We start from the raw sequence: 21739 nt of genomic DNA on the forward strand, positions 1-21739 counted from the left end.
GCACGACCCGGTTTGCCGGGTCTGGCCATATGGCCTGCGCGGGGCGTGTGAATTCAATAGGCGAGAGAAGTGAAAATCAGGATTTGTGATCGACCGCATCTGGGTTAAGTAAGGTCAAAAGCGTCACTACACGTCGCCAATACACCGCTTTCGCGCTACCGTGACGCAGCCACGACGGGGAATGCACATGGCACCATCGCTGGACACGGACGAAGATGTCGGCTTGCTGCGGATCGGGCTGTTCTTCGATGGCACCCGCAACAACGCACACAACCTGGCCCGTGGCAGGCCCCAGCCGCCGCAGCCGCGCCCGGCGCAGCTGCGTGCGGATGACGATTCGACCTACCAGAGCCGGTTGACCAGCAGCTACGACAATGGCCTGACCAACATCGCCCGCCTGCAGCAGCTGTACCCGGACAGCCGCAGCGGGACATCGGCGCGCCCCTCCCTGTCGATCTACGTGGAAGGTGTCGGTACCCGCGATGACGCCGACGACGACCTGATCGGACTGGCGTTCGGCATTGGCGCCAGCGGTGTGCGCGCCAAAGTGCAGCGGGCGCTGCAGGTGCTGCTGCCGGCGGCACTGAGTGCACTCGCTACGCGCTGGCAGCGACCACTGCGTGGCGTGCAGCTGGATCTGTTCGGCTTTTCACGGGGTGCGGCCGCCGCGCGCGATGTGGCCAACCAGTTGCAGGCCTGGGATCGCACCCGCTGGCGGCAGCTGTTGCAGGCCGCTGGCCTGTCCTGCACAACGGACTTCGCCCCGGCCGATCCGCCGCTGCGCTTCATCGGCCTGTTCGACACGGTGGTTGCGGTCAGCGGTGGCCGTGCCGACGAACAACCTCATCTCGCGCTGCATGCAGGCGTTGCCAGGCAGGTGCTGCAACTGAGCGCGCGTGACGAGCATCGCCAGCACTATCCATTGACCAGCGTGGCGCCAGCGTTCACCGAGATCGCCCTGCCCGGCGTACACGCCAACATCGGCGGCGGCTACAACCAGCTCGAAGAAGGGCCCAAGCTGCTCAGTCGCCCGCGCCGGCAGCTGCTGCGCCGCGCGAGCGTGGCCGAGTACCAGACGCCACCGCTGGCGATCCTGCAGGCGACCACGGCCTACGCCGAGGCACAGGCCGACGCCGAGCGCTGGCGGCAGCAGTTGGGCCTGGACGAAAAGGAAGTCTGGGTGGATGTCTGGCACCAGTGGCAGCAACAGCGTCGCGCCGGCAGCCGCAGCGTACTGCTGTCACCGGTGCTGTACGTGACGGCCGCCGTGGTGTTGCGCCGGCGCATCGACTGGCGCTACCAGCTGATCGCGCTTCAGGTGATGCAGCAGCATGCCATCGATGCCGGCGTGCAATGGACGGCCAATGCCAACGCAGTCCCCGGCTGGGAGCTGCCGTCCGCCCTGCAGCCCATCGCACGACGACTGGTGGCCGGACAGCCACTGACGCAAACCCAGGAGGCGCTGTTGCGGCGGCGTTACCTGATGCAGTCGGCGCACTGGAACTTCGACGCGCTGGGCGACACCGCACTGACCTACGCTGCCGACGCCGGCGTCAGCGAGCTGCCGTATCGGCCCGGCCCCGGCCTGTTCTACATCAACCGGCCCACCGTGGATGGCAAGCGCGTGGTGCTGCCGAACGCATGAAAGAGGGGACGGAGGGATCAAGTCGTTTTGGCACAAACGACTTGATCCCTCCGTCCCCTTTTCTTCAACCGGCCTGTTCGACCAGGTTGGCCAGCTCATCGGCGTCGAAGCCGGCCAGCAGGCGCGCTTCCATGTTGAACGGCCCATGCAGGTAGCCGCCGGCGTACTCCACCAGCAGCTCCTTGAAACGCGCGCGCGGCTCGACACCGGCGCGGTCGCAGTACCAGCGATACCAGCGCGAACCGGCGGCAACATGCGCTACTTCCTCACGCAGGATCACCTCCAGCACATCGGCGGTTTCGCCATCGCCGACATTGCGCAGCTTCTCGATCATGCCCGGGGTGACGTCAAGGCCACGCGCTTCCAGCACGCGCGGCACCAGCGCCATGCGCGCCAGGCCGTCATGCGCGGTCTTTTCGCACATTTCCCACAGACCGTTGTGTGCGGGGAAATCCGCATAGTCGTGGCCATGCACCTGCAGGCGCTCGCGCAGCAGCATGAAATGCCGCGATTCGTCATCGGCACAGCTGACCCAATCAGCATGGAACGCCGACGGCAGGCCCCGGAACCGGTACACCGCGTCCCAGGCCAGGTCGATCGCGTTGAGCTCGATATGGGCAATCGCGTGGATGAAGGCAGCCCGCCCTTCCACGCCGCCCAGTCCACGCCGTGGCACCTCGCGCGGATGCACCAGCACCAGTCGTCCCGGACGACCCGGCATGCAGATCGGATCCGGCGGCGGCGCATCCGCGGCCACCTTCAGGCGACCGGCACGGAACGCGGCCGCATACGCCCGGGTCAATGCGACCTTGCGCAGCGGATCGGCTTCAGCCAGGCACTGCTGCGCAGCGCGCAGCAGGTCGCCACCAACGTCGGGCACATCCACCACGCCTGATCCTCAGGCGCGACGCTTGTGCTTGGCATCGTCCGAACGCAACTGCTGGATGCGCTCGAAGTAGCCCGGCTCGATACCGGTCGGGTAGTGGCCGTTGAAGCAGGACGAATCGAAGCTGCGCAGCGCCGGGTTGCCTTCGCTCACCGCCGCTTCCATGTCTTCCAGGTCCTGGTAGATCAGCCAGTCGCAGCCCAGGTGGGCCTCGATCTCTTCCACCGTGCGGTTGTGCGCGACCAGCTCTTCGGCCGCCGGCATGTCGATGCCGTAGATGTTCGGGTAACGCACCGGCGGCGCGGCGCTGGCCAGGTAGACCTTGCGCGCGCCGGCATCACGGGCCATCTGCACGATCTGCTGGCTGGTGGTGCCACGCACGATCGAATCGTCCACCAGCAGCACCACGCGGTTGCGGAACTCCAGGTGGATCGGGTTGAGCTTGCGGCGCACCGACTTCACGCGTTCACCCTGCCCCGGCATGATGAAGGTGCGGCCGATGTAGCGGTTCTTGATGAAGCCTTCGCGGTACTTCACCCCGAGCACATTGGAGATCTCCAGCGCGGCATCGCGCGAGGTATCCGGGATCGGGATGATGGTGTCGATGTCATGGTCCGGGCGCAGGCGCAGGATCTTCTCGCCCAGCTTGATGCCCATGCGCATGCGTGCCTTGTGCACCGAGACGTTGTCGATCATCGAATCCGGGCGTGCGAAGTACACGTATTCGAAGATGCATGGTGTGTGCTCGGCCGGCTCGGCGCAGATTTCCGAGAACAGCTCGCCGCGCGCGGTGATCACCAGCGCTTCGCCCGGCTGCACGTCACGCACGCGCTGGAAACCCAGCACGTCCAGTGCGGCCGATTCGGACGCCACGATGTACTCGTCGCCTTCTGCGTGGCTGCGCTTGCCCAGCACCAGCGGGCGGATGCCATGCGGGTCGCGGAAGGCCACCAGGCCCAGGCCCAGCACCACGCTGACCACTGCATAGCCGCCCTTGCAGCGGCGATGCACGCCGGCCACCGCGCGGATCGCGGCTTCCGGGCTGAGCTGGCGCTGCTGCTCCAGTTCGTAGGCGAACACGTTCAACAGCACTTCGCTGTCCGAATCGGTGTTGACGTTGCGCCGGTCCTGTTCGAACACCTGCTGGCGCAGCGCCTCGGTGTTGATCAGGTTGCCGTTGTGGGCCAGCGCGATGCCGTAAGGCGAATTCACGTAGAACGGCTGTGCCTCGTCCATGCCTTCCGAACCTGCCGTCGGATAGCGCACGTGCGCGATGCCGACGCTGCCTTCCAGCGTGGACATGGTACGGGCGTCGAACACATCGCGGACCAGGCCGGTGGCCTTCTGCACCCGCAGGCGGCTGCCATTGGCGGTGGCGATACCTGCCGCGTCCTGGCCGCGGTGCTGGAGAACGGTCAAGCCGTCATACAACTGCCCGGCGACGTTCTGGTTGCCGACGATTCCGACGATGCCACACATGGTGCGAGGTCTCCGCTGGGCTGTGCCCAGTTACAAGGAAGGTGGCCGTACCTGGCCGCGGTGGTCGCCGCGCCTGCGGTCGACATTGGCCGGATCGTCCGGCTCGATACTGTCCGGCAGTGCTGGGGCGTCCGGGCGCACTTCGGCCGGATCGTATGCATCGCCCTGTTCCGCTTTCGCAGGCCGCAGCCATCCGCTGCCTGCCACTACCTGGTTGAGGATGCCATTATCGCCTGCCGCGCCCGGCTTTCCCAACCCGGCGCCTGCGTTCTTCCCCAATTCCATCAATGCAGATGGGGACAGCATGTCGGTCGGCAAGGCCTTGGGCAGCATATCGGCGCCCGGTACCTGCCAGCGCGGCAGCTTCCCGTTCATCCAGGTCACGGCCGGATTCAGCACCGGGCGAACCGCCGAGCGCTTCCAGGAGGGCTCGGCGGTCAGCGGGGTGAAGCCGGCCAGCAGCACCAGGATCGCCGCGATCAGGCCACCTCGCACGGCCCCCAGTACACCGCCCAGCAACCGGTCCAGGCTGGTCAGCATGCTGCGGTGGATCATCGCCTTGATGACCATGCCGATCACCGCGACCACGATCATCACGCCGATGCCCACGCCCAGGTAGCCGCCGACGAAATGTTCGCCGCCAGGTGCGGCGGGCGCCGCCCACCAGCGCGCGGCATCGTTGCCGAAGGCGAAGGCCGCCCACGCGGCCAGCAGCCACGACAACGTGCCGATGACGATTCCCACGAAGCCACGCAGCATCCCGAGCAGGGTCGAGGCGGCGATCACGATCAGCAGCACCACGTCGATCATGGCGCCCCGCTCCTTCGGCGGCGCTGGCAACGGGCCTGCGCGTCGGTCATGGGTGCGGTCGGACCATGCCGGCGACGCCAACCTTGGCGGCGACCTGCGCCTTCAGCTGTTCGGCGTCAGCCCGGTTGGCCACCGGTCCGACACGGACGCGATGCAGGGTGCCCTTTTCGGTACGCACCTGCTCGACGAAGGCGCTGAAGCCGGCAGCACGGACCTTGTCACGCAGCGCATTGGCATCGCTGGCCTGACCGAACGCGCCCAGCTGCACGGCGAAGCCGACGCCGCTGGCCGCCGGTGCAGCCGGCGTGGTCGGTGCCGTCGCCGGCTTGCTGGCGGTGGCCTCCGGCTTAGGCTCGGGCTTCGGGGCTTCGGGCTTCGGCGCCGGCTTCGGCGGCTCGGGCTTGGCCGCCGGAGTGGCCGTCGCAGTCGGCGGCAGGCTTTCGCTGCGCACCGGGTTGCTGCTGGCGGACGGCGAGGTGGCTGCGGACGGGGTACTGGCACTTGGCGTAGCCGGTGCCGGTGCCGGTGCCGGGGTAGCTGCCACAGGGGCGCTGCTGCCCGTTGCGGCATCCAGGGTGATCACTTCGGCCTTCACATCGGCGCGGATCTTCACCGCCTGCAGCCGGGCCGCCTCGGCCTGTGCACGGTCGGCATACGGCCCCACGCGCACACGCCATGCCTGACGGCCGTTGATGGTAGTCGCTTCTGCGAAGCCCGGCAGCTGCGAGCGCTGCAGGTAGGCGATCACGGCATCGGCGTCGGCCTTGCTGCCGTATGCGCCGAAAGTGACGGCGTAGTTGCCGGCGGCAACCGCCGGGGACGTGTCCACGGTCGGTGGCGTGGCCGGCGTGGCGGCTTCCTGCAGCGGCTTGGCCTGCCCGGTCTGCAGGCCGGTAGCCCCACCGGCCGGGGCCACCAGCGGCAGTTCACGGGTTTCGAACTGGCCCTCGGCCGGTGCATCCGGCGCGGCGATCGGCACCGAGGCCACGCCGCTGTCCGGTGCAGGCCCCTTGACCAGCATCGGCAGGAAAATCACGGCCAGTGCAACCAGCACGATGGCACCAATCAGACGCTGTTTCAGAGGCGTATCCACGTGAGGCGGCAACTGTCCGGAGGTTGCGGTCGATTATACGGGTGCCGGACCGGACGGCGTCGGGATTGGCTGAACGTGGCTCAGGCGCTGCCCTGCAACCACTGCAATGCGGCGGCAGCGGTATGGAAGGAGCCAAACACCAGTACGCGGTCACCGCGCTCGGCCCGGGCCAGTACCTGCGCCAGCGCCTGTTCGACCGAAGCGGCCAGCTGCGCGCTGCCAGCAGCGGTCTCGGCCAGGCGCGCCTGCAACTGGTCGGCACTCTGGCCACGCGGGCCGTCCACGCCGGCAAGGGTCCACTCGGCAACCACGCCCTGCAATGCCTGCACCACACCCACCGCGTCCTTGTCCTGCAATGCGGCATACACCGCCAAGGTGCGCCCGGCCGACGCCTCGGCCTTCAGCGCGCGCGCCAGCTGGCCCGCCGCCTGCGGGTTATGCCCGACGTCGACGCGGATCTGCACACCGCCACGCTCGAACGCCTGCAGGCGGCCCGGAATGCGCGCCGCCGCGATACCGGCGGCCCACGCCGCGCGCGGCACCGGCTTGTCCAGCGCGCGCAGCGCGGCGATGGCCGCACCGGCATTGGCCAGCTGGATCGGGCCGGCCAGCGCCGGGGTCGGCAGTTCCATGCGCAGGCCGACATCGCGCCAGCGCCAGCGCTGGGCGTCGATCGGCTCGTAGAAGTAATCGCTGCCGCCGCGGATCGCGTTGGCACCGACCAGGTAGGCACGCGCGAGCACGCTCGAGGGCGGGTCGGTCTCGCCCAGGATCACCGGCTTCCAGCCGCGGATGATGCCGGCCTTCTCGGTGCCGATCGCCTCGCGGTCCTCGCCCAGCCATTCGGCGTGGTCGATGTCCACGGTGGTGATCACCGCCACGTCGGCGTCGACGATGTTGACCGCATCCAGGCGGCCGCCCAGGCCCACTTCCAGCACCGCCAGGTCCAGCCCGGCGTCGGCGAACAGCTGCAGCGCAGCCAGCGTGCCGTACTCGAAATAGGTCAGCGTGGTCTCGCCACGCGCGGCCTCGACCGCACTGAACGCAGCGACCAGCGCGGCATCGTCCACGTCCTGGCCGTCGATGCGCACGCGCTCGTTGTAGCGCAGCAGGTGCGGCGAGGTGTACGCGCCGACCTTCCAGCCGGCGGCACGTGCAATGGCTTCGATGAAGGCCACGGTGGAGCCCTTGCCGTTGGTGCCACCGACCACCATGGTGCGCTTGCCCGGCGCCCCCAGGCCCATCGCGGTGGCCACGGCGCGCACGCGCTCCAGGCCCATGTCGATGGTCGCCGGGTGCTGGCGTTCAATGTAGTCCAGCCAGTCGGCCAGGGTGGTCGGGGTGTTCGTCACGGCAGCGGTTCCAGCAGAAGCAGTTGGTGCGAGGGGATCGATCAGAGTGCGCGGTGCTTGGCTTCGCCGAAGAACGGCGTGTGGTGGGCGCAGTCGTTCAGGCGCACCACTTCCAGGCTGTCAAGGTCGGCGCCTTCGAGCAGGTTGAGCGTGGTCGGTGCCTGGCGGAAGGTCCACAGGCGGGAGATCGGCAGGCCCAGCACCTTGCACAGGATCACGCGGTTCACCGCGTCGTGGGCGACCACCAGCAGGGTGTCGTGCTCGCCGAGGCCGTCGGTGGCGCGGGCCAGGCCGCGCCAGCTGCGCTCCAGCACCAGGCGCAGCGATTCGCCGCCGGGCATCAGCACGGTATCCGGCTCCTCGCGCCAGGCCTGCAGGCGCGACGGATCCTTCTCGTGGATCTCGCTGGCCAGCAGCCCTTCCCATTCGCCGTGGGCGATTTCCTGCAGTTCCGGCTCGGTCAGCAGCATGTCGGCACGTGCGGCGCCAAGCGCCAGCTGCGCGGTGCGCTGCGCGCGCGACAGCGGCGAAGCGACGGCACGGGTAATGTCGACCGAGGCCAGGCGGGCACCCAGTGCCTGGGCCTGGGCTTCGCCGATCGGCGACAGCGGGATGTCGATCTGGCCCTGGTAGCGGCCTTCGGCGTTCCACGGCGTTTCGCCGTGGCGGGCAAGCAGGATGCGCATGCGTGCAAGGGGTCCTGGGGGGAGGAGGTTCCCGCGTTTCGTTCACATCCTGTGAAGTGCGCGGAACACGGATGATACCTGTTCGGCGCACCGGGTCGGGGCGGGCATGAAAAAACCCCGCGACGTGGGTCGCGGGGTTTCGAGAACTCCGGCTGTCTGGTCGAGGTTGCCGGCCAGCGGCCGGCACTACCGCAACCGGTTTATTTCGCCAGGTTCAGTTCCTTCAGCAGCTGCGGCGCCGGCGCCACTTCCTGCATGATCCACTGCATGTAGCGGCTGTCGACGGCGATCATGCGGGTCATCACCGGGTCGAACACCCAGTTGGAGCTGACCGATTCCCAGTTGCCGTCGAATGCCAGGCCGACCAGCCTGCCGTTGGCGTCCAGCACCGGCGAACCCGAGTTGCCACCGGTGATGTCCAGGTTGGACAGGAAGTTCACCGGCACCGAACCGATGCGCTTGTCTTCCAGGCCGCCATAACGCTTGGCCTTGACCGCGTCGAGCAGCGCCTTCGGCGAATCGAACGGATCTTCACCGGTTTCCTTCGCCGCCACGCCTTCCAGGGTGGTGAACGGGGTGTACTTCACGCCGTCCTTGCCGTAGCCCATGACGTTGCCGAAGGTGATGCGCAGCGACAGGTTGGCGTCCGGGTAGACGAACTCGCCCTGGCTCTTCTTGTAGTCGGCCACGGCCTGCAGGTACAGCGGACGCGCGGTCAGCGATTCGCCTTCGCGGATCTTCTTCTGCTCTTCCTGCTTCAGCAGTGCCGGCATGACAGCCACGGCGTACTGGATGGCCGGATCGCTGCTGGCTTCAAATGCGGCACGGTCGGCCTTGAACCATTTCAGGCGTGCGTCCAGGCTGCCGAGCTCGGTGCCCGACAGCTTGCCCACCAGCGCCTTGACTGCGTTGGCATCGCTGCCGGCCAGCCACTTGTTCAGCACTTCATTGTCGCGCTGCGCGGCCGGCAGGGCCACGTACTGCTCCAGCCAGTAGGCCTGCAGCTGCTGGTCCATCTTCGCCACGTAGCGGCGGTCCATCTGCTTCAGGCCACCTTCAATGGTGGTCAGGTCGCGCTCCTGGTAACCGGCTTCGCGCTCGGCATCCGGCTTGCTGCGCTCGATCGACAGGCGGTACAGGGTGATCGCCGCGCCAACGGCCGAGGTGTTGTTGAACTGGCCGACGAACAGGTCGCGTTCGCGGGTCGACTTGCTGGTATCCAGATGCTTGAGCAGCTGCGCATGTGCGGCCAGCGCGGGCTTGCCGGCAGCGCCCTGCTTCTTCAGCCACGCCAGCACGGCGGCCTCTTCCGCCTGTTTCTGGCCGGCGGCGTCGATGCGCTTGAAGCCTTCCAGCTGGCCCAGGTAGTTCTTGGCCACGTTGTTCATGCTGGCGGCGGTGGCGGCGTACTTCACCTTGACGTCGGCGTCGGCCTTGCCGGCGTCGGCGATCATCTTCAGCACGGCGTTGTAGTGCTTGGCGATGGTCGGGTAGGTGAAGCTGGCGGTTTCGTTGAACTCACCGGCCAGCGCGTAGCGGTTGGTGCGGCCCGGGTAGCCGGCCACCATCACGAAGTCGTCGGCGCCCAGCGGCTGGTCGGCGAACTTCAGGAAGTGCTTGGGCTGGTACGGCACGTTGTCGGCGGCGAAGGCGGCCGGCTTGCCGTCCTTGCCGACGTAGGCGCGGTAGAACGAGAAATCGCCGGTGTGGCGCGGCCACATCCAGTTGTCGACGTCGCCGCCGAACTTGCCGACGCTGCCCGGGGGCGCGTAGACCAGGCGCACGTCCTTGATTTCCATGTTGCGGAACAGGCGATAGGTGTTGCCGCCGGAGAAGCTGTACAGGCGGCAGCGGAACCCGGCATCGGCTTCACAGGCGGCAACCTGGGCCTTGTCGAAGGCGTCCAGCGCGCGACTGCGGGCCAGCGGGTCGTTGCCGGCGGCGGCGATGGCGGCCTTGGCCTGGGCGGTGACGTCGGTGATCTGGTCGAGCACGAACACGCGGGCGTTCGGGCCGGCGCTCAGTTCGTCCTTCAGGGTCGGCGCGTTGAAGCCGTCCTTGATCAGGTTCTTCTGCGCGGTCGAATTGAGCTGGATGGCGCCATACGCGCAGTGGTGGTTGGTGACCACCAGGCCCTGCGGCGAGACGAAGCTGGCGGTGCAGCCGCCCAGCGCAACCACCGCACCCATCGGGTCACCGGTCAGGTTGGCCAGCTGCTCCGGGGACAGCTTCAGGCCGGCCTTCTGCAGCGGCCCGGCGATTTCCGGCAGCTGCTGCGGCACCCACATGCCTTCTGCGGCGTGGGCGACCTGGACCAGCCCAAGGCTGGCGACGATGGAAAATGCAAGCAGGTTCGAGCGCATGGAGCGGCCCCTGGTAGTGGAACCCTCGATTGTAGCCCGCCGCCCTGCCCCGGCCCGAACCCCGGAAGTCATGCAATCGGATGCTTCCACCGTTCAGCGTCTCCACTGCGATCGGACGGAGGCGGGAGGCCAGGCCGATGCAGGACACGCCGTAAACCCCGCTCCGCGGCCCGGCCCAGCCGCTGGCGGCTGTGCGTTCTGGCGCTTGCGAAGCAGTGCTTCGCAAGCAAAGCGCCCTCACCCATGGGGGCTCGGTCGCGCCATCCATGGCGCTCACGGTCCTGCATCGGCCTGGCCTCTCGCCTCCCCACAGTCCCCTGGCCTCGGACGGTAGCGCCGAGCCATGCCCGGCGAGCGAAGCGGCGCTGCTGTTTGCAGCACGTTCGAAACGCCCGCCGGCGCACGTCTTTCGTTCCGCCACTGCACCCGCAGCGCAACATGGGAAATCCGCGCGGCACCCTATAATCCGCGCTTTCCCCCTGATGAGTTCCACCCCGATGGCGCAGCAAACGATGAAGGCCCTGGTCAAGCGCGAAGCAGCCAAGGGCATCTGGATGGAAGAGGTTCCGGTGCCGACTCCGGGCCCCAACCAGGTGTTGATCAAGCTCGAGAAGACCGCGATCTGCGGTACCGACCTGCACATCTACCTGTGGGACGAGTGGAGCCAGCGCACGATCAAGCCGGGCCTGACCATCGGCCATGAATTCGTCGGCCGCATTGCCGAAATCGGCCCGGGCGTGACCGGCTACGAGATCGGCCAGCGCGTCTCGGCCGAAGGCCACATCGTCTGCGGCCACTGCCGCAACTGCCGTGGCGGCCGCCCGCACCTGTGCCCGAACACCGTCGGCATCGGCGTCAACGTCAATGGTGCCTTTGCCGAATACATGGTGATGCCGGCCAGCAACCTGTGGCCGATCCCGGACCAGATCCCGTCGGAGCTGGCCGCGTTCTTCGACCCGTACGGCAACGCTGCGCACTGCGCACTGGAATTCGACGTGATCGGTGAGGACGTGCTGATCACCGGCGCGGGCCCGATCGGCATCATCGCCGCCGGCATCTGCAAGCACATCGGTGCGCGCAACGTGGTGGTGACCGACGTCAACGACTTCCGCCTGAAGCTGGCCGCCGACATGGGTGCCACCCGCGTGGTCAACGTCGCCAACCAGTCGCTGAAGGACGTGATGAAGGAACTGCACATGGAGGGCTTCGATGTGGGCCTGGAAATGAGCGGCAACCCGCGTGCGTTCAACGACATGCTCGACTGCATGTACCACGGTGGCAAGATCGCCATGCTGGGCATCATGCCCAAGGGTGCCGGCTGCGACTGGGACAAGATCATCTTCAAGGGCCTGACCGTGCAGGGCATCTACGGCCGCAAGATGTATGAGACCTGGTACAAGATGACCCAGCTGGTGCTGTCCGGCTTCCCGCTCGGCAAGGTGATGACCCACCAGCTGCCGATCGACGACTTCCAGAAGGGCTTCGACCTGATGGAAGAAGGCAAGGCCGGCAAGGTCGTGCTCAGCTGGAATTGACCCGAAGGGTCAATTCCCCCGCATGTTTCCTTATCCCCGCGCCTTTGGCGCGCCCCCTTGAACAACAAGGGGGCTCTTCCCCAGATGGGATCAAGAACACCGCGGAACTGAAAAAGGCGCCCGATGGGCGCCTTTTTCGCAATGCGTGCCAGGCAAGCCTGGCACCTGCCGTAACGCCTGCGGCGTTACTTGCCGACGGCCACGGTCAGCAGCACGCGGCTGTGTGCCAGCTTGCCGGAGTTGTCGCGACCGTTGCCGTCGGTGCCGTAGTAGCCGAGGCCGACGTTGAACAGGCCGAACTGGCGTTCGACGCCGACGTTCCAGTCGGTATAGTCCTTGGCGATGCCGTCCTCGAAGGTGCTGCGGCCGACGTTGGCATTCAGGGTGAAGTCCTTCGGCAGGCCCCAGCTGCCGCCCAGGCCGAAGTACCAGCCATCGGTGCTGCTGTTCCAGACATCGTTGGTGTAGGCCACCGTCAGCTTGTAGGTCTCGTCCAGCGTGGTGGTGGTGATCAGCTCGTTGTAGTTCAGCTCGCTGGCACCGAGGTAGGTGTAGCGGTTCAGCAGCGCGTCGAAATTGACGCGGGGCGTGACGTCAACGCCGTAGCCGATCTGGTAGTCCACCTCAGTGCTCGGGTCGCCCGGACCGAAGTCGACGCCCGAACCCCAGACACCGGCATACAGGCCGACCGGCGAGGTGTAGGTGAAACCGGCCTGCAGGGTCGGCTTTTCGTCGGTCTGCGAGACACCACGGAACAGGTAATCGGAAACGGCGGTGACGTTCCAGCTGTACGGCGATTCGTTTTCCTGCGCACTGGCGGTGAACGGGGCGGCCAGGGTCAAGGCAGCGGCAATGGCGAGGCAGGCACGGGCGTGCTTCATGAGCGTCTCCGGTGGGGGCGGTGGCGTGGCGCGGAAGGCGAGAGCGGCCGGAGCGGGACAGCGCCGGTTCACGAATTTTTAACCCGTTTGCTATTGCGATGCAACATGTGTCCGCCGTGGCGATGCCCCGCCCGGGTCGGTTGGCAAGCGGCGATGCCCGGTAGAATCGGCGGTTTCCCGTTCAGAGCCGTGCCCACGCCATGACCGACGCCTCCTCCGCCCTGACCCGCCACTACGCCGAGGAACTGGACGCCATCCGCGCCCAGGGCCTGTTCAAGTCCGAGCGGATCATCACCAGCCCGCAGTCGGCCGAGATCACCCTCGACGACGGCCGCAAGGTGCTGAATTTCTGTGCCAACAACTACCTGGGACTGGCCGACCATCCGGACCTGATCCAGGCCGCCAAGGACGCACTCGATACCCACGGCTTCGGCATGGCCTCGGTGCGCTTCATCTGCGGCACCCAGGACCTGCACAAGCAGCTGGAGAAGCAGATCGCCGACTTCTTCGGCAAGCAGGACACCATCCTGTACGCGGCCTGCTTCGATGCCAACGGCGGCCTGTTCGAGCCGCTGCTTGGCGAGAACGACGCGATCATTTCCGATGCACTGAACCATGCTTCGATCATCGACGGCGTGCGTCTGTGCAAGGCCAAGCGCTTCCGCTACGCCAACTGTGACATGGCCGATCTGGAAGCCCAGCTGCAGGCCGCCGATGCCGCCGGCTGCAAGACCAAGCTGATCACCACCGACGGCGTGTTCTCAATGGACGGCTTCATCGCGCCGTTGGACGAGATCACCGCGCTGGCAAAGAAGTACAACGCCCTGGTACACATCGACGAATGCCATGCCACCGGCTTCCTCGGTGCCACCGGCCGCGGCTCGGCCGAGGTCAAGGGCGTGCTGGAGAAGATCGACATCATCACCGGCACTCTGGGCAAGGCCATGGGTGGCGCACTGGGCGGCTTCACCTGCGCCAGCGCCGAGGTGATCGAACTGCTGCGCCAGCGCTCGCGCCCGTACCTGTTCTCCAACTCGCTGCCGCCGCACGTGGTAGCCGCCGGCATCAAGGCGTTCGAAATGCTGGCGGCCGCTGACGACCTGCGCAGCACCCTGGCCGAGAACACCGCCTACTTCCGCGAAAAGATGACCGCCGCCGGTTTCGACGTGAAGCCGGGCGTGCATCCGATCAGCCCGGTGATGCTGTATGACGCACCGTTGGCGCAGAAGTTCGCCGAGCGCCTGCTGGAAGAAGGCATCTACGCTATCGGTTTCTTCTTCCCGGTGGTGCCCAAGGGCCAGGCCCGCATCCGTACCCAGATCAGCGCTGCGCACAGCCGCGAGCACCTGGACCGGGCAATCGACGCCTTCACCCGCATCGGTGTCGAACTGGGCGTGGTCAAGGGCTGATCACGGCCGTGGTCGGATCCCCAGGGGTAGCGCCGGGCCATGCCCGGCGATTTCCCGAAAGCCGCGCCATGCGCTCGCCGGGCACGGCCCGGCGCTACCGAAATGACGCGCGACGCGCGTCACTTCTTTTTCTTCTTGCCCTTCGGCTCTTCCTTGCTGGCAACCACTACCGGCTTGGCGGCAGCGTCCTGGCCATTGCCCTTGGCAACGCGGATGCCGTTGGCCTTCATCCAGGCATCGAACTCATCGGCGGTCATCTTCTTGTCGCCGTTGCTCATCAGGAAGCGGTAACTGCCGCGACCATCCAGCTCCGGGGTTTTCACTTCCACCACCGGGGTCTCGGCAGGCGTTTCCGCCTTGGCCACCTTCTTGTGGCCGCCGCAGGCGGCCAGCAGCACCATCGGCAGCAGCAGGCCTGCACAGCGCAGGGTTTGATTGAGGGTCGGGTGGTACATGGCAGGCTCCGTTCGGGAAAGTCGACAGCCAGGCGCCCCCTACGCCTGGAACGGCGGCCGGCAACTGCCGGCCACGGGCGATGATCAGCCCGGTGCAGCGGCCCCCAGCCGCTGCTGGTCGCTGACCTGCAGAACCCGCCACTGGCCCTTGCCGAGATCGCCGAGCAGCAGCCCACCGATCGCGACCCGGACCAGGCGCAGCACCTGCAGGTCGAAGGCCGCCAACAGGCGGCGGATATGGCGGTTGCGGCCCTCGTCGAGGACCACCTCCAGCCATGCGGTCTTGTCGCCACTGCGCAGTACGCGCACGGCACGGGCGGCGAGGAAATCCCCCTCATCCTCCACCCCGGTCTGCAGTGCCGCCAGGGTGGCGTCATCGGGCAGACGATCCACCTGCACGTGATAGGTCTTCTGCGGGCCGGTCTCCGGATCGGTCAGGTGCGCCGCCCACTGCGGATCATTGCTGAACAACAGCAAGCCTTCGCTGGCCTTGTCCAGGCGCCCGACCGGCGCGATCCACGGCAGGCCGGCACCATCGAAGCAGCGATACACGGTGTCGCGACCACGCTCGTCCTGCGCCGTGGTGACCACCCCGCGCGGCTTGTTGAGCATCAGGTACAGGCGCTGCGGCGCCCCCATCGGCTGGCCGTCGACCTCGATCGGCGGCACCGGCTGGCCAATCGGAAATTCCGGGTCGCGCACGATGCGGCCGGACACCCGTACGCGGCCTTCGGCAATCCAGCGCGCGGCCTCGCTGCGCGAGCACACACCCGCCTTGGACAGCACGCGCGCCAGGCCATGGCGCACGCCACTGGATACATTCGGAGTCGCACGCCCACGCGGTGCGCGGGAGCGGGCGGCGGGGGCGGCAGGCGGGCGGCGCGTGCGCAAGCCTCTGCTCCCCGCGGCGCTTACTTCTTGTCGACCGGCTTGGTCTCAGCCGGTGCTTCGGCCGGGGCCGGAGTGGCGGCCGGAGCCGGACGCGCCTTGACCACGCGAACGCCGCGCGCCTTCATCCAGGCGTCGAACTCTTCGGCGGTCATGCGCTTGCCGTTCTGGCTCATGTCGAAGCGCCAGGGCGTGTTGTCGAATTCGGTCTGCGGCTTGTAGGCCGCCGGATCGTTCGGCTTCACCGCCGGTGCGCTCGGAATGGCCTTGGCGATGTTCTGGCAGCCGTCGATGCGCAGGCGCTGCAGCACCTGGTCCAGCGACTGCGACGGGTCGTAGTTGCTGCTCAGCACACCGGCCGGCATGCCCAGCTGGTTGCCACGGATGTACAGCTCGTCGGCCACTGGCGCGATGGTCGTGGCCGGCAACGGCAGCGGCGAGGCGCTGGTGTTGACCGAGCAATCGACCGCAGCGTGGGCGGCGGGAACCAGGGCCAGCGCCAGGACGGCGGCCGATGCAGAGCGCAGCATGAGGGGCATCCACGGAAGGAAGTGACGCGGCGAGTTTAGCAATGCCGCGTCAGCTTTCAAGCGCCACTTTCAATGAATACGACAACTTGTTGGTTTTACGGACAAAAGACCGACGAACGGTTGTGTTGCCGCGTCACAGGCGAGCTTCCTGGCCGCAGAAACAACAAGACCCGGCCGAAGCCGGGTCCTGCTGTGTCCTACGGGCAGAGCGTCAGAACTTAGTTCTGGACGTTCAGCTCGGTACGACGGTTCTTGGCGCGACCTTCCGGGTTGTCCGAACCATCCGGGTTGGTGTTCGGAGCAATCGGACGGCTCTCGCCGTAGCCGATCGGGCCGACCAGGCGACCGGCGTCAACGCCGTTCTTGGTCAGGTAGTTGTACACGGCGGTAGCACGACGCTCCGACAGCTTCTGGTTGTAAGCGTCGGTACCCTTCGAGTCGGTGTGACCGGCAACTTCAACGCGCAGATCCGGGTAACGCTTCAGGATCTCGGTGGCTTCGCTCAGGATCGCCACGGCGTCCGGACGCAGGTTCGACTTGTCGAAGTCGAAGTTGACGCCCTTCAGGTCGATGGAGACCGGAACCGGGCAACCGTCCGGACCGATGGTCTGACCCGGCTGCGAGTTCGGGCACTTGTCGTCGCAGTTGTTGACGCCGTCACCGTCGTCGTCCAGGTCGGCGCAGCTCGGGGCAACCGGAGCCGGAGCCGGAGCAGCCGCGACCGGAGCCGGGCCCAGCGGGATCACGACGCCGACCGAAGCCAGCACGTCGCCGAACCAGCTCTCGTCACGTGCGGCGATGCTCTGGTCGTCGAAGTCAGCGCGGTAGGCCACTTCGGCGCGGACAGCAACACGCTTCTCGAAGGTGGTCTGCAGGCCGACGCCCAGCTTGGCGGCCAGGTTGCCGTCCTTACGCTGGCGCGGGCCGTTGTTGTCGAGCGCAGCGTACTCTTCTTCCGACTTCTGGTAGCCCAGGCCACCGACGATGTACGGGTTCCAGCCGCGGCCTTCCTTGATGAAGTGGCGACGCAGGTCCAGCGAGACGCCGTACTGCGACCAGTTCAGGTCCTGGTTGCTGTCGAAGTTCGGGTTCTGGTAGTTCAGCTCACCGTCCAGCGACCAGTTCGGGCTGATGAACTTACCCAGGCCCAGGGTCACGAACGGAGCGTCATTGGTCAGACGGTCGCTGTCCTGGAAGTTGAAGCCGGCCGAACCGGTCAGGTACCAGCGGTCATCGAACTCCTGCGCCGAAGCTGCCTGGGCGAAAGCCAGGCCGCCCAGCAGCGCGGCAGTAAGGATCTTCTTGTTCATTGAGTACAGCTCCTATTTCGGGGGTATGAAACCGGTAGAGGCATGGGCCAGCACTAGTGCGTCGATGTTCGACAGCCGATTCAGCACGCCACCGCCGCGAACATTATGCTCAGGCGGGTGAAGGCCATGTTAACAGTCCCGTAACATGTGAAGTGTTGCGCCCGACCGTCCACCGGTCCGACGTTGAAACCCTATACAGGATGATGAAAATCCGCAAGACCCACACGCTGCAAGGGTTTGACGGGGTTTAGGCGCGAGAAGCGACATATTGCGCAACGTGCTGCATCACACGGTTCAGCGCGTCTGAGGAAACGTGAGGAACCTTATGATGGGATCACGAACCCAGCCGGAGCCGTGATGAAAGCCGTCGCCCTGAGTCGTGAATACGCACCCGCCCTGCGTGATGTCCTGCTGCCGCCGCCGCTGCCTCCTCGCGGCCGCGATCTGCTGGTGCGAATCGAAGCGGTTTCGGTCAACCCCGTCGATGGCAAGCAGCGGGCCGCCACCGATCCGGCCACCCTTGAGGTTCCCCGGGTGCTCGGCTGGGACGCAGCCGGCGTGGTCGAAGCCATCGGTGACGAGGCCAGCCTGTTCGCCTCCGGTGACGAGGTCTACTTCGCCGGTGACGTTACCCGGCCGGGCTGCAACGCCCAGTACCAGTGGGTTGATGAGCGCCTGGTCGCGCGCAAGCCGACCACGCTCGATTTCGCTGAAGCGGCCGCGCTGCCGTTGACCACTCTCACAGCCTGGGAACTGCTGTTCCAGCGCATGCCGCTGCAGCTCGATGGCCGCCGCCACGTGGGCCAGCACCTGCTGGTGATCGGCGGCGCCGGCGGCGTCGGCTCGATGGCGATCCAGCTGGCACGCCATGCCGGTTTCGAGGTGATCGCCACCGCCTCGCGCGAGGCCTCGATCGACTGGTGCCGGCAGATGGGGGCCACGCATGTGATCGACCATCGGCAGCCACTGCAGCCCCAGTTGCGGGCGCTGGGCATCGATGCGGTGCAGGTCGCGCTCAATCTGGCCGACACCGACCACTACTGGGATGAACTGGGCCAGCTGCTGGCACCGCAGGGCCACGTCGGCCTGATCGTCGAGCCGCGGGGTGCGCTGCGCATCGGCGATCCCTACAAGGCCAAATGCATCGGCATCCACTGGGAATTCATGTTCGCGCGTTCGCGCTTTGCCACCGCCGACTGTATCGAACAGCACCGCATCCTCAGCCGTGCGGCCAGCATGATCGATGCCGGCCAGCTGCGTGGCACGCTCAAGGAGACGCTGGGCACGATCAATGCGGCCAACCTGGACATCGCGCATCAGCGCCTGGCCAGCGGGCGCACGGTAGGCAAGCTGGCGCTGGTCGGCTGGGACGACTGACGCGGTGATGTAGAGCCGAGCCCACGTTCGGCTGCTGTGCCTGCCGCCACCCGCAGAGCACGGGCTCGGCCCTGCACAACCGCCCGCATGCAGGATCGACGCTACCTGTAGCAACGGATTGGCCGGCATCTGTATCTATGGATGATGCAGAAACAGCGATACGGTGGAAACAGATCCTCGCCCCCCCGGACCGCCATGCCCACCGCCCTGCCCTTGCGCCTGCTGCAATTGATCACCGGCCTGTTCCTGTACGGCTTCGGCGCCTCGCTGATGATCCGTGCCGCCATCGGCGTGGCACCCTGGGATGTGCTGTCGCAGGGCATCGCTGCGCAGACGCCGCTGTCATTCGGCCTGGCAACCAATGCCATCGGTGCATTGGTGCTGCTGCTGTGGTGGCCGCTGCGGCAGAAGCCGGGCGTCGGCACCGTGCTCAACGTGATGCTGATCGGCCCCTCCGCACAGTTCGGGCTGTGGCTGCTGCCGCCGGCCGTCGGCCTTGGCTGGCAGCTGGCGATGTTCTGTGGCGGCATGCTGCTGGTGGCGCTGGCCACCGGCCTGTACATCGGTGCCCGCCTTGGCCCGGGGCCACGCGATGGTCTGATGACCGGTCTGCATGCTCGTACCGGCTGGCCGATCTGGAAGGTGCGCAGCCTGATCGAAGGCAGCGTACTGCTGCTGGGCTGGTGCCTGGGCGGCAATGTCGGCCTCGGCACCCTCGCCTTCGCCCTGCTGATCGGGCCGCTGTGCGGAATGACGCTGGGCTGGTTCGGGATCGGTCGACCCGCGCCGGTAGTGCCGGCCGCTGGCCGGCAACCGCAATCGCCCTGAGTTGACCGGAATGCCGGCCAGCGGCCAGCACTACCAAACCGTCAGACAGCGGCCAGCCCTTCCAAAGAAGCGGCCCTTGCCCCGGCCGCCGTTTCGCGGCACGCTTCGCGCTTCCGTACGCAAGCGTATCGACCATGTCGCCAGCCAACGAAAGCGCCTATCCCCACCTGTTCGCCCCGCTGGACCTGGGCTTCACCCAGCTGCGCAACCGCGTATTGATGGGTTCGATGCACACCGGCCTGGAAGATCGCGCCCGCGACTTCCCGCGGCTGGCGGCCTACTTCGCCGAGCGCGCCGAGGGCGGCGTCGGCCTGATCGTCACCGGCGGCTTCGCGCCCAATGTGGTCGGTTGGTTGAAGCCATTCGGTGGCAAGCTGTCCTGGCCCTGGGAAGTGCGGCCGCACCGCCAGCTCACCGCCGCCGCGCACCAGCACGGCGCGAAGATCTGCCTGCAGCTGCTGCATGCCGGCCGCTATGCCTACCACCCGTTGTCGGTGGCACCGTCGAAGCTGAAGGCACCGATCAACCCGTTCACCCCGCGCGCATTGTCGGCCAGCGGCGTAGAGCGCCATATCGCCGACTACGCTCGCAGTGCCAAGCTGGCCCGCGAGGCCGGCTACGACGGCGTGGAAGTGATGGGCTCGGAGGGCTACCTCATCAACGAGTTCATCGCCCCGCGCACCAACAAGCGCGCCGATGCCTGGGGCGGCGACGCGCGCCAGCGCATGCGCTTCGCGGTCGAGATCGTGCGCCGCATCCGCGAGGCCTGCGGCCCGGACTTCATCATCATCTACCGCCTGTCACTGGTGGATCTGGTCGACGACGGCAGCGACTGGGACGAGATCGTTCAACAGGCGCAGGCGATCGAGGCGGCTGGCGCAACGATCATCAATTCCGGCATCGGCTGGCACGAAGCGCGCATTCCGACCATCGCCACCTCGGTGCCGCGCGCGGCCTTTGCCGGCGTCACCGCCAAGCTCAAGCCGCATGTGAAGGTACCGCTGGTGGCGACCAACCGCATCAACATGCCCGACGTTGCCGAACGCATCCTGGCCGGTGGCGGCGCCGACATGGTGTCGCTGGCACGCCCGCTGCTGGCCGACCCGCAGTGGCCGAACAAGGCCCGTGCCGGCCGCGCGGAGGCGATCAACACCTGCATCGCCTGCAACCAGGCCTGCCTGGACCACGTGTTCGAGAACAAGCTGGCCAGCTGCCTGGTCAATCCGCGCGCCGCCCACGAGACCGAGCTGGTCTATCGTCCCACGGCTACGCCGAAGAAGGTTGCGGTGGTCGGTGCCGGCCCCGCCGGCCTGGCCTGCGCCACTGTCGCTGCCCAGCGTGGCCACCAGGTCACCCTGTTCGATGCCAATGACGAGATCGGCGGCCAGTTCAACGTGGCCAAGCGCATCCCCGGCAAGGAAGAGTTCCACGAGACCCTGCGCTACTTCCGCCACGCGCTGCAGGAGACCGGCGTACAGCTGCGCCTGGGTACCCGCGTCGACGCTTCCCAACTGGCTGGCTTCGACGAGGTGGTGCTGGCCACCGGCATCACCCCGCGCAAGGTCGATTTCCCCGGTGCCGATCACGACAAGGTGGTGAGCTACCTGGACGTGCTGCTGGGACGGGTCGAAGTGGGCGCCAATGCGGCGATCATCGGCGCCGGCGGCATCGGCTTCGATGTCGGCGAATTCCTCAGCCACGCCGGTGAATCCCCCTCGCTGGATCCGCAGCGCTGGATGGCCGAATGGGGCGTGGATGCCAGCTTCGAGGCACGCGGCTCGCTGGGCCGGCCCCAGGTCGAGCCGTCACCGCGGCGCTTGTGGCTGCTGCAGCGCAGCCCGGGCAAGCCAGGCGCGCGGCTGGGCAAGACCACCGGCTGGATCCATCGCGCCACACTGAAGGCCAAGGGCGTGCGCATGCTCGGTGGCGTCGAGTACCTGGGGGTGGACGACGAGGGCCTGCGCATCCGCGTGGACGGCAGCGAACAGCTGCTGCCGGTCGACCATGTGGTGATCTGCGCCGGGCAGGAACCGAACCGCACGCTGCAGGCCGAACTGCAGGCGGCCGGCATCAACGCGCAGCTGATCGGTGGTGCCGACGTGGCCGCCGAACTCGATGCGAAACGCGCCATCGACCAGGGCAGCCGGGTCGCCGCCGCGCTCTGATGAGCGCCTGAATGGGGGACGGAATGTGATTTCCGTCACCCCGGTTG

The 21739-nt window shown here is 67.1% G+C and carries 18 protein-coding genes; 6 read left to right on the top strand and 12 right to left on the bottom strand.

The genetic code is table 11. The features are described from left to right. Positions 1 to 187: 187 nt before the first annotated feature. Entirely contained in the window at positions 188 to 1645 is a 1458-nt protein-coding gene (locus tag AC2A1N_RS17705) for a DUF2235 domain-containing protein (RefSeq protein WP_061479938.1), read from the top strand. Positions 1646 to 1709: 64 nt separating this feature from the next. Here the strand turns inward: AC2A1N_RS17705 and AC2A1N_RS17710 are convergent, their stop codons facing one another. The 7 genes from AC2A1N_RS17710 to AC2A1N_RS17740 form a co-directional block, all read right to left on the bottom strand. Next, positions 1710 to 2534 (bottom strand): ferritin-like domain-containing protein, encoded by an 825-nt coding sequence (locus tag AC2A1N_RS17710; RefSeq protein WP_061479937.1) that lies wholly within the window; start codon positions 2532 to 2534, stop codon positions 1710 to 1712. 9 nt (positions 2535 to 2543) lie between these two features. After that, positions 2544 to 4010, bottom strand: coding sequence for an amidophosphoribosyltransferase (gene purF / locus AC2A1N_RS17715; RefSeq protein ID WP_049414284.1), 1467 nt, complete (start codon positions 4008 to 4010; stop codon positions 2544 to 2546). Positions 4011 to 4040: 30 nt separating this feature from the next. After that, complete coding sequence (locus tag AC2A1N_RS17720) at positions 4041 to 4820, bottom strand: CvpA family protein (RefSeq protein WP_061479936.1); 780 nt, start codon at positions 4818 to 4820, stop codon at positions 4041 to 4043. Between the two features lie 46 nt (positions 4821 to 4866). After that, complete coding sequence (locus AC2A1N_RS17725) at positions 4867 to 5913, bottom strand: SPOR domain-containing protein (protein ID WP_061479935.1); 1047 nt, start codon at positions 5911 to 5913, stop codon at positions 4867 to 4869. A gap of 80 nt (positions 5914 to 5993) precedes the next feature. Next, positions 5994 to 7265 (bottom strand): bifunctional tetrahydrofolate synthase/dihydrofolate synthase, encoded by a 1272-nt coding sequence (gene folC, locus AC2A1N_RS17730; RefSeq protein WP_484373038.1) that lies wholly within the window; start codon positions 7263 to 7265, stop codon positions 5994 to 5996. Between the two features lie 41 nt (positions 7266 to 7306). Next, positions 7307 to 7951, bottom strand: coding sequence for a histidine phosphatase family protein (locus AC2A1N_RS17735; RefSeq protein ID WP_005415444.1), 645 nt, complete (start codon positions 7949 to 7951; stop codon positions 7307 to 7309). Positions 7952 to 8151: 200 nt separating this feature from the next. After that, on the bottom strand, positions 8152 to 10314 hold the full coding sequence (locus tag AC2A1N_RS17740; protein ID WP_061480604.1) for a S46 family peptidase: 2163 nt from the start codon (positions 10312 to 10314) through the stop codon (positions 8152 to 8154). 512 nt (positions 10315 to 10826) lie between these two features. Here AC2A1N_RS17740 and tdh point away from each other — a divergent pair. Then, positions 10827 to 11849, top strand: coding sequence for an L-threonine 3-dehydrogenase (gene tdh / locus AC2A1N_RS17745; protein ID WP_005415442.1), 1023 nt, complete (start codon positions 10827 to 10829; stop codon positions 11847 to 11849). Between the two features lie 185 nt (positions 11850 to 12034). Here tdh and AC2A1N_RS17750 read toward each other — a convergent pair whose 3' ends face one another. Beyond that, positions 12035 to 12730: a TorF family putative porin gene (locus AC2A1N_RS17750; RefSeq protein WP_061480603.1), complete on the bottom strand. Its 696-nt coding sequence runs from the start codon at positions 12728 to 12730 to the stop codon at positions 12035 to 12037. A gap of 200 nt (positions 12731 to 12930) precedes the next feature. Between AC2A1N_RS17750 and kbl the strand changes: the two genes are divergently transcribed. Continuing rightward, the gene (kbl, locus tag AC2A1N_RS17755) at positions 12931 to 14139 is read left to right on the top strand and encodes a glycine C-acetyltransferase (RefSeq protein WP_005415440.1); all 1209 of its coding nucleotides are present in this window, start codon (positions 12931 to 12933) and stop codon (positions 14137 to 14139) included. 119 nt (positions 14140 to 14258) lie between these two features. Here kbl and AC2A1N_RS17760 read toward each other — a convergent pair whose 3' ends face one another. From AC2A1N_RS17760 to AC2A1N_RS17775, 4 genes are all read right to left on the bottom strand, one after another. Next, complete coding sequence (locus AC2A1N_RS17760) at positions 14259 to 14594, bottom strand: hypothetical protein (RefSeq protein WP_005415439.1); 336 nt, start codon at positions 14592 to 14594, stop codon at positions 14259 to 14261. An 84-nt stretch (positions 14595 to 14678) separates the two neighbouring features. Continuing rightward, positions 14679 to 15485 carry a pseudouridine synthase gene (locus tag AC2A1N_RS17765; protein WP_061480602.1) on the bottom strand — a complete coding sequence of 269 codons (807 nt, stop codon included), beginning with the start codon at positions 15483 to 15485 and terminating at the stop codon, positions 14679 to 14681. A gap of 20 nt (positions 15486 to 15505) precedes the next feature. Beyond that, positions 15506 to 16012 carry a hypothetical protein gene (locus tag AC2A1N_RS17770; protein WP_005408235.1) on the bottom strand — a complete coding sequence of 169 codons (507 nt, stop codon included), beginning with the start codon at positions 16010 to 16012 and terminating at the stop codon, positions 15506 to 15508. 218 nt (positions 16013 to 16230) lie between these two features. Then, entirely contained in the window at positions 16231 to 17322 is a 1092-nt protein-coding gene (locus AC2A1N_RS17775) for an OmpA family protein (protein WP_061480601.1), read from the bottom strand. Between the two features lie 357 nt (positions 17323 to 17679). Between AC2A1N_RS17775 and AC2A1N_RS17780 the strand changes: the two genes are divergently transcribed. From AC2A1N_RS17780 to AC2A1N_RS17790, 3 genes are all read left to right on the top strand, one after another. Beyond that, the gene (locus AC2A1N_RS17780) at positions 17680 to 18699 is read left to right on the top strand and encodes a zinc-binding alcohol dehydrogenase family protein (RefSeq protein ID WP_061480600.1); all 1020 of its coding nucleotides are present in this window, start codon (positions 17680 to 17682) and stop codon (positions 18697 to 18699) included. Positions 18700 to 18894: 195 nt separating this feature from the next. Beyond that, on the top strand, positions 18895 to 19527 hold the full coding sequence (yczE, locus tag AC2A1N_RS17785; protein WP_061480599.1) for a membrane protein YczE: 633 nt from the start codon (positions 18895 to 18897) through the stop codon (positions 19525 to 19527). 134 nt (positions 19528 to 19661) lie between these two features. Further along, positions 19662 to 21692 (top strand): NADPH-dependent 2,4-dienoyl-CoA reductase, encoded by a 2031-nt coding sequence (locus AC2A1N_RS17790; protein ID WP_061480598.1) that lies wholly within the window; start codon positions 19662 to 19664, stop codon positions 21690 to 21692. Positions 21693 to 21739 lie beyond the last annotated feature (47 nt).

The sequence above is a fragment of the Stenotrophomonas maltophilia group sp. SKK55 genome (assembly GCF_057179845.1).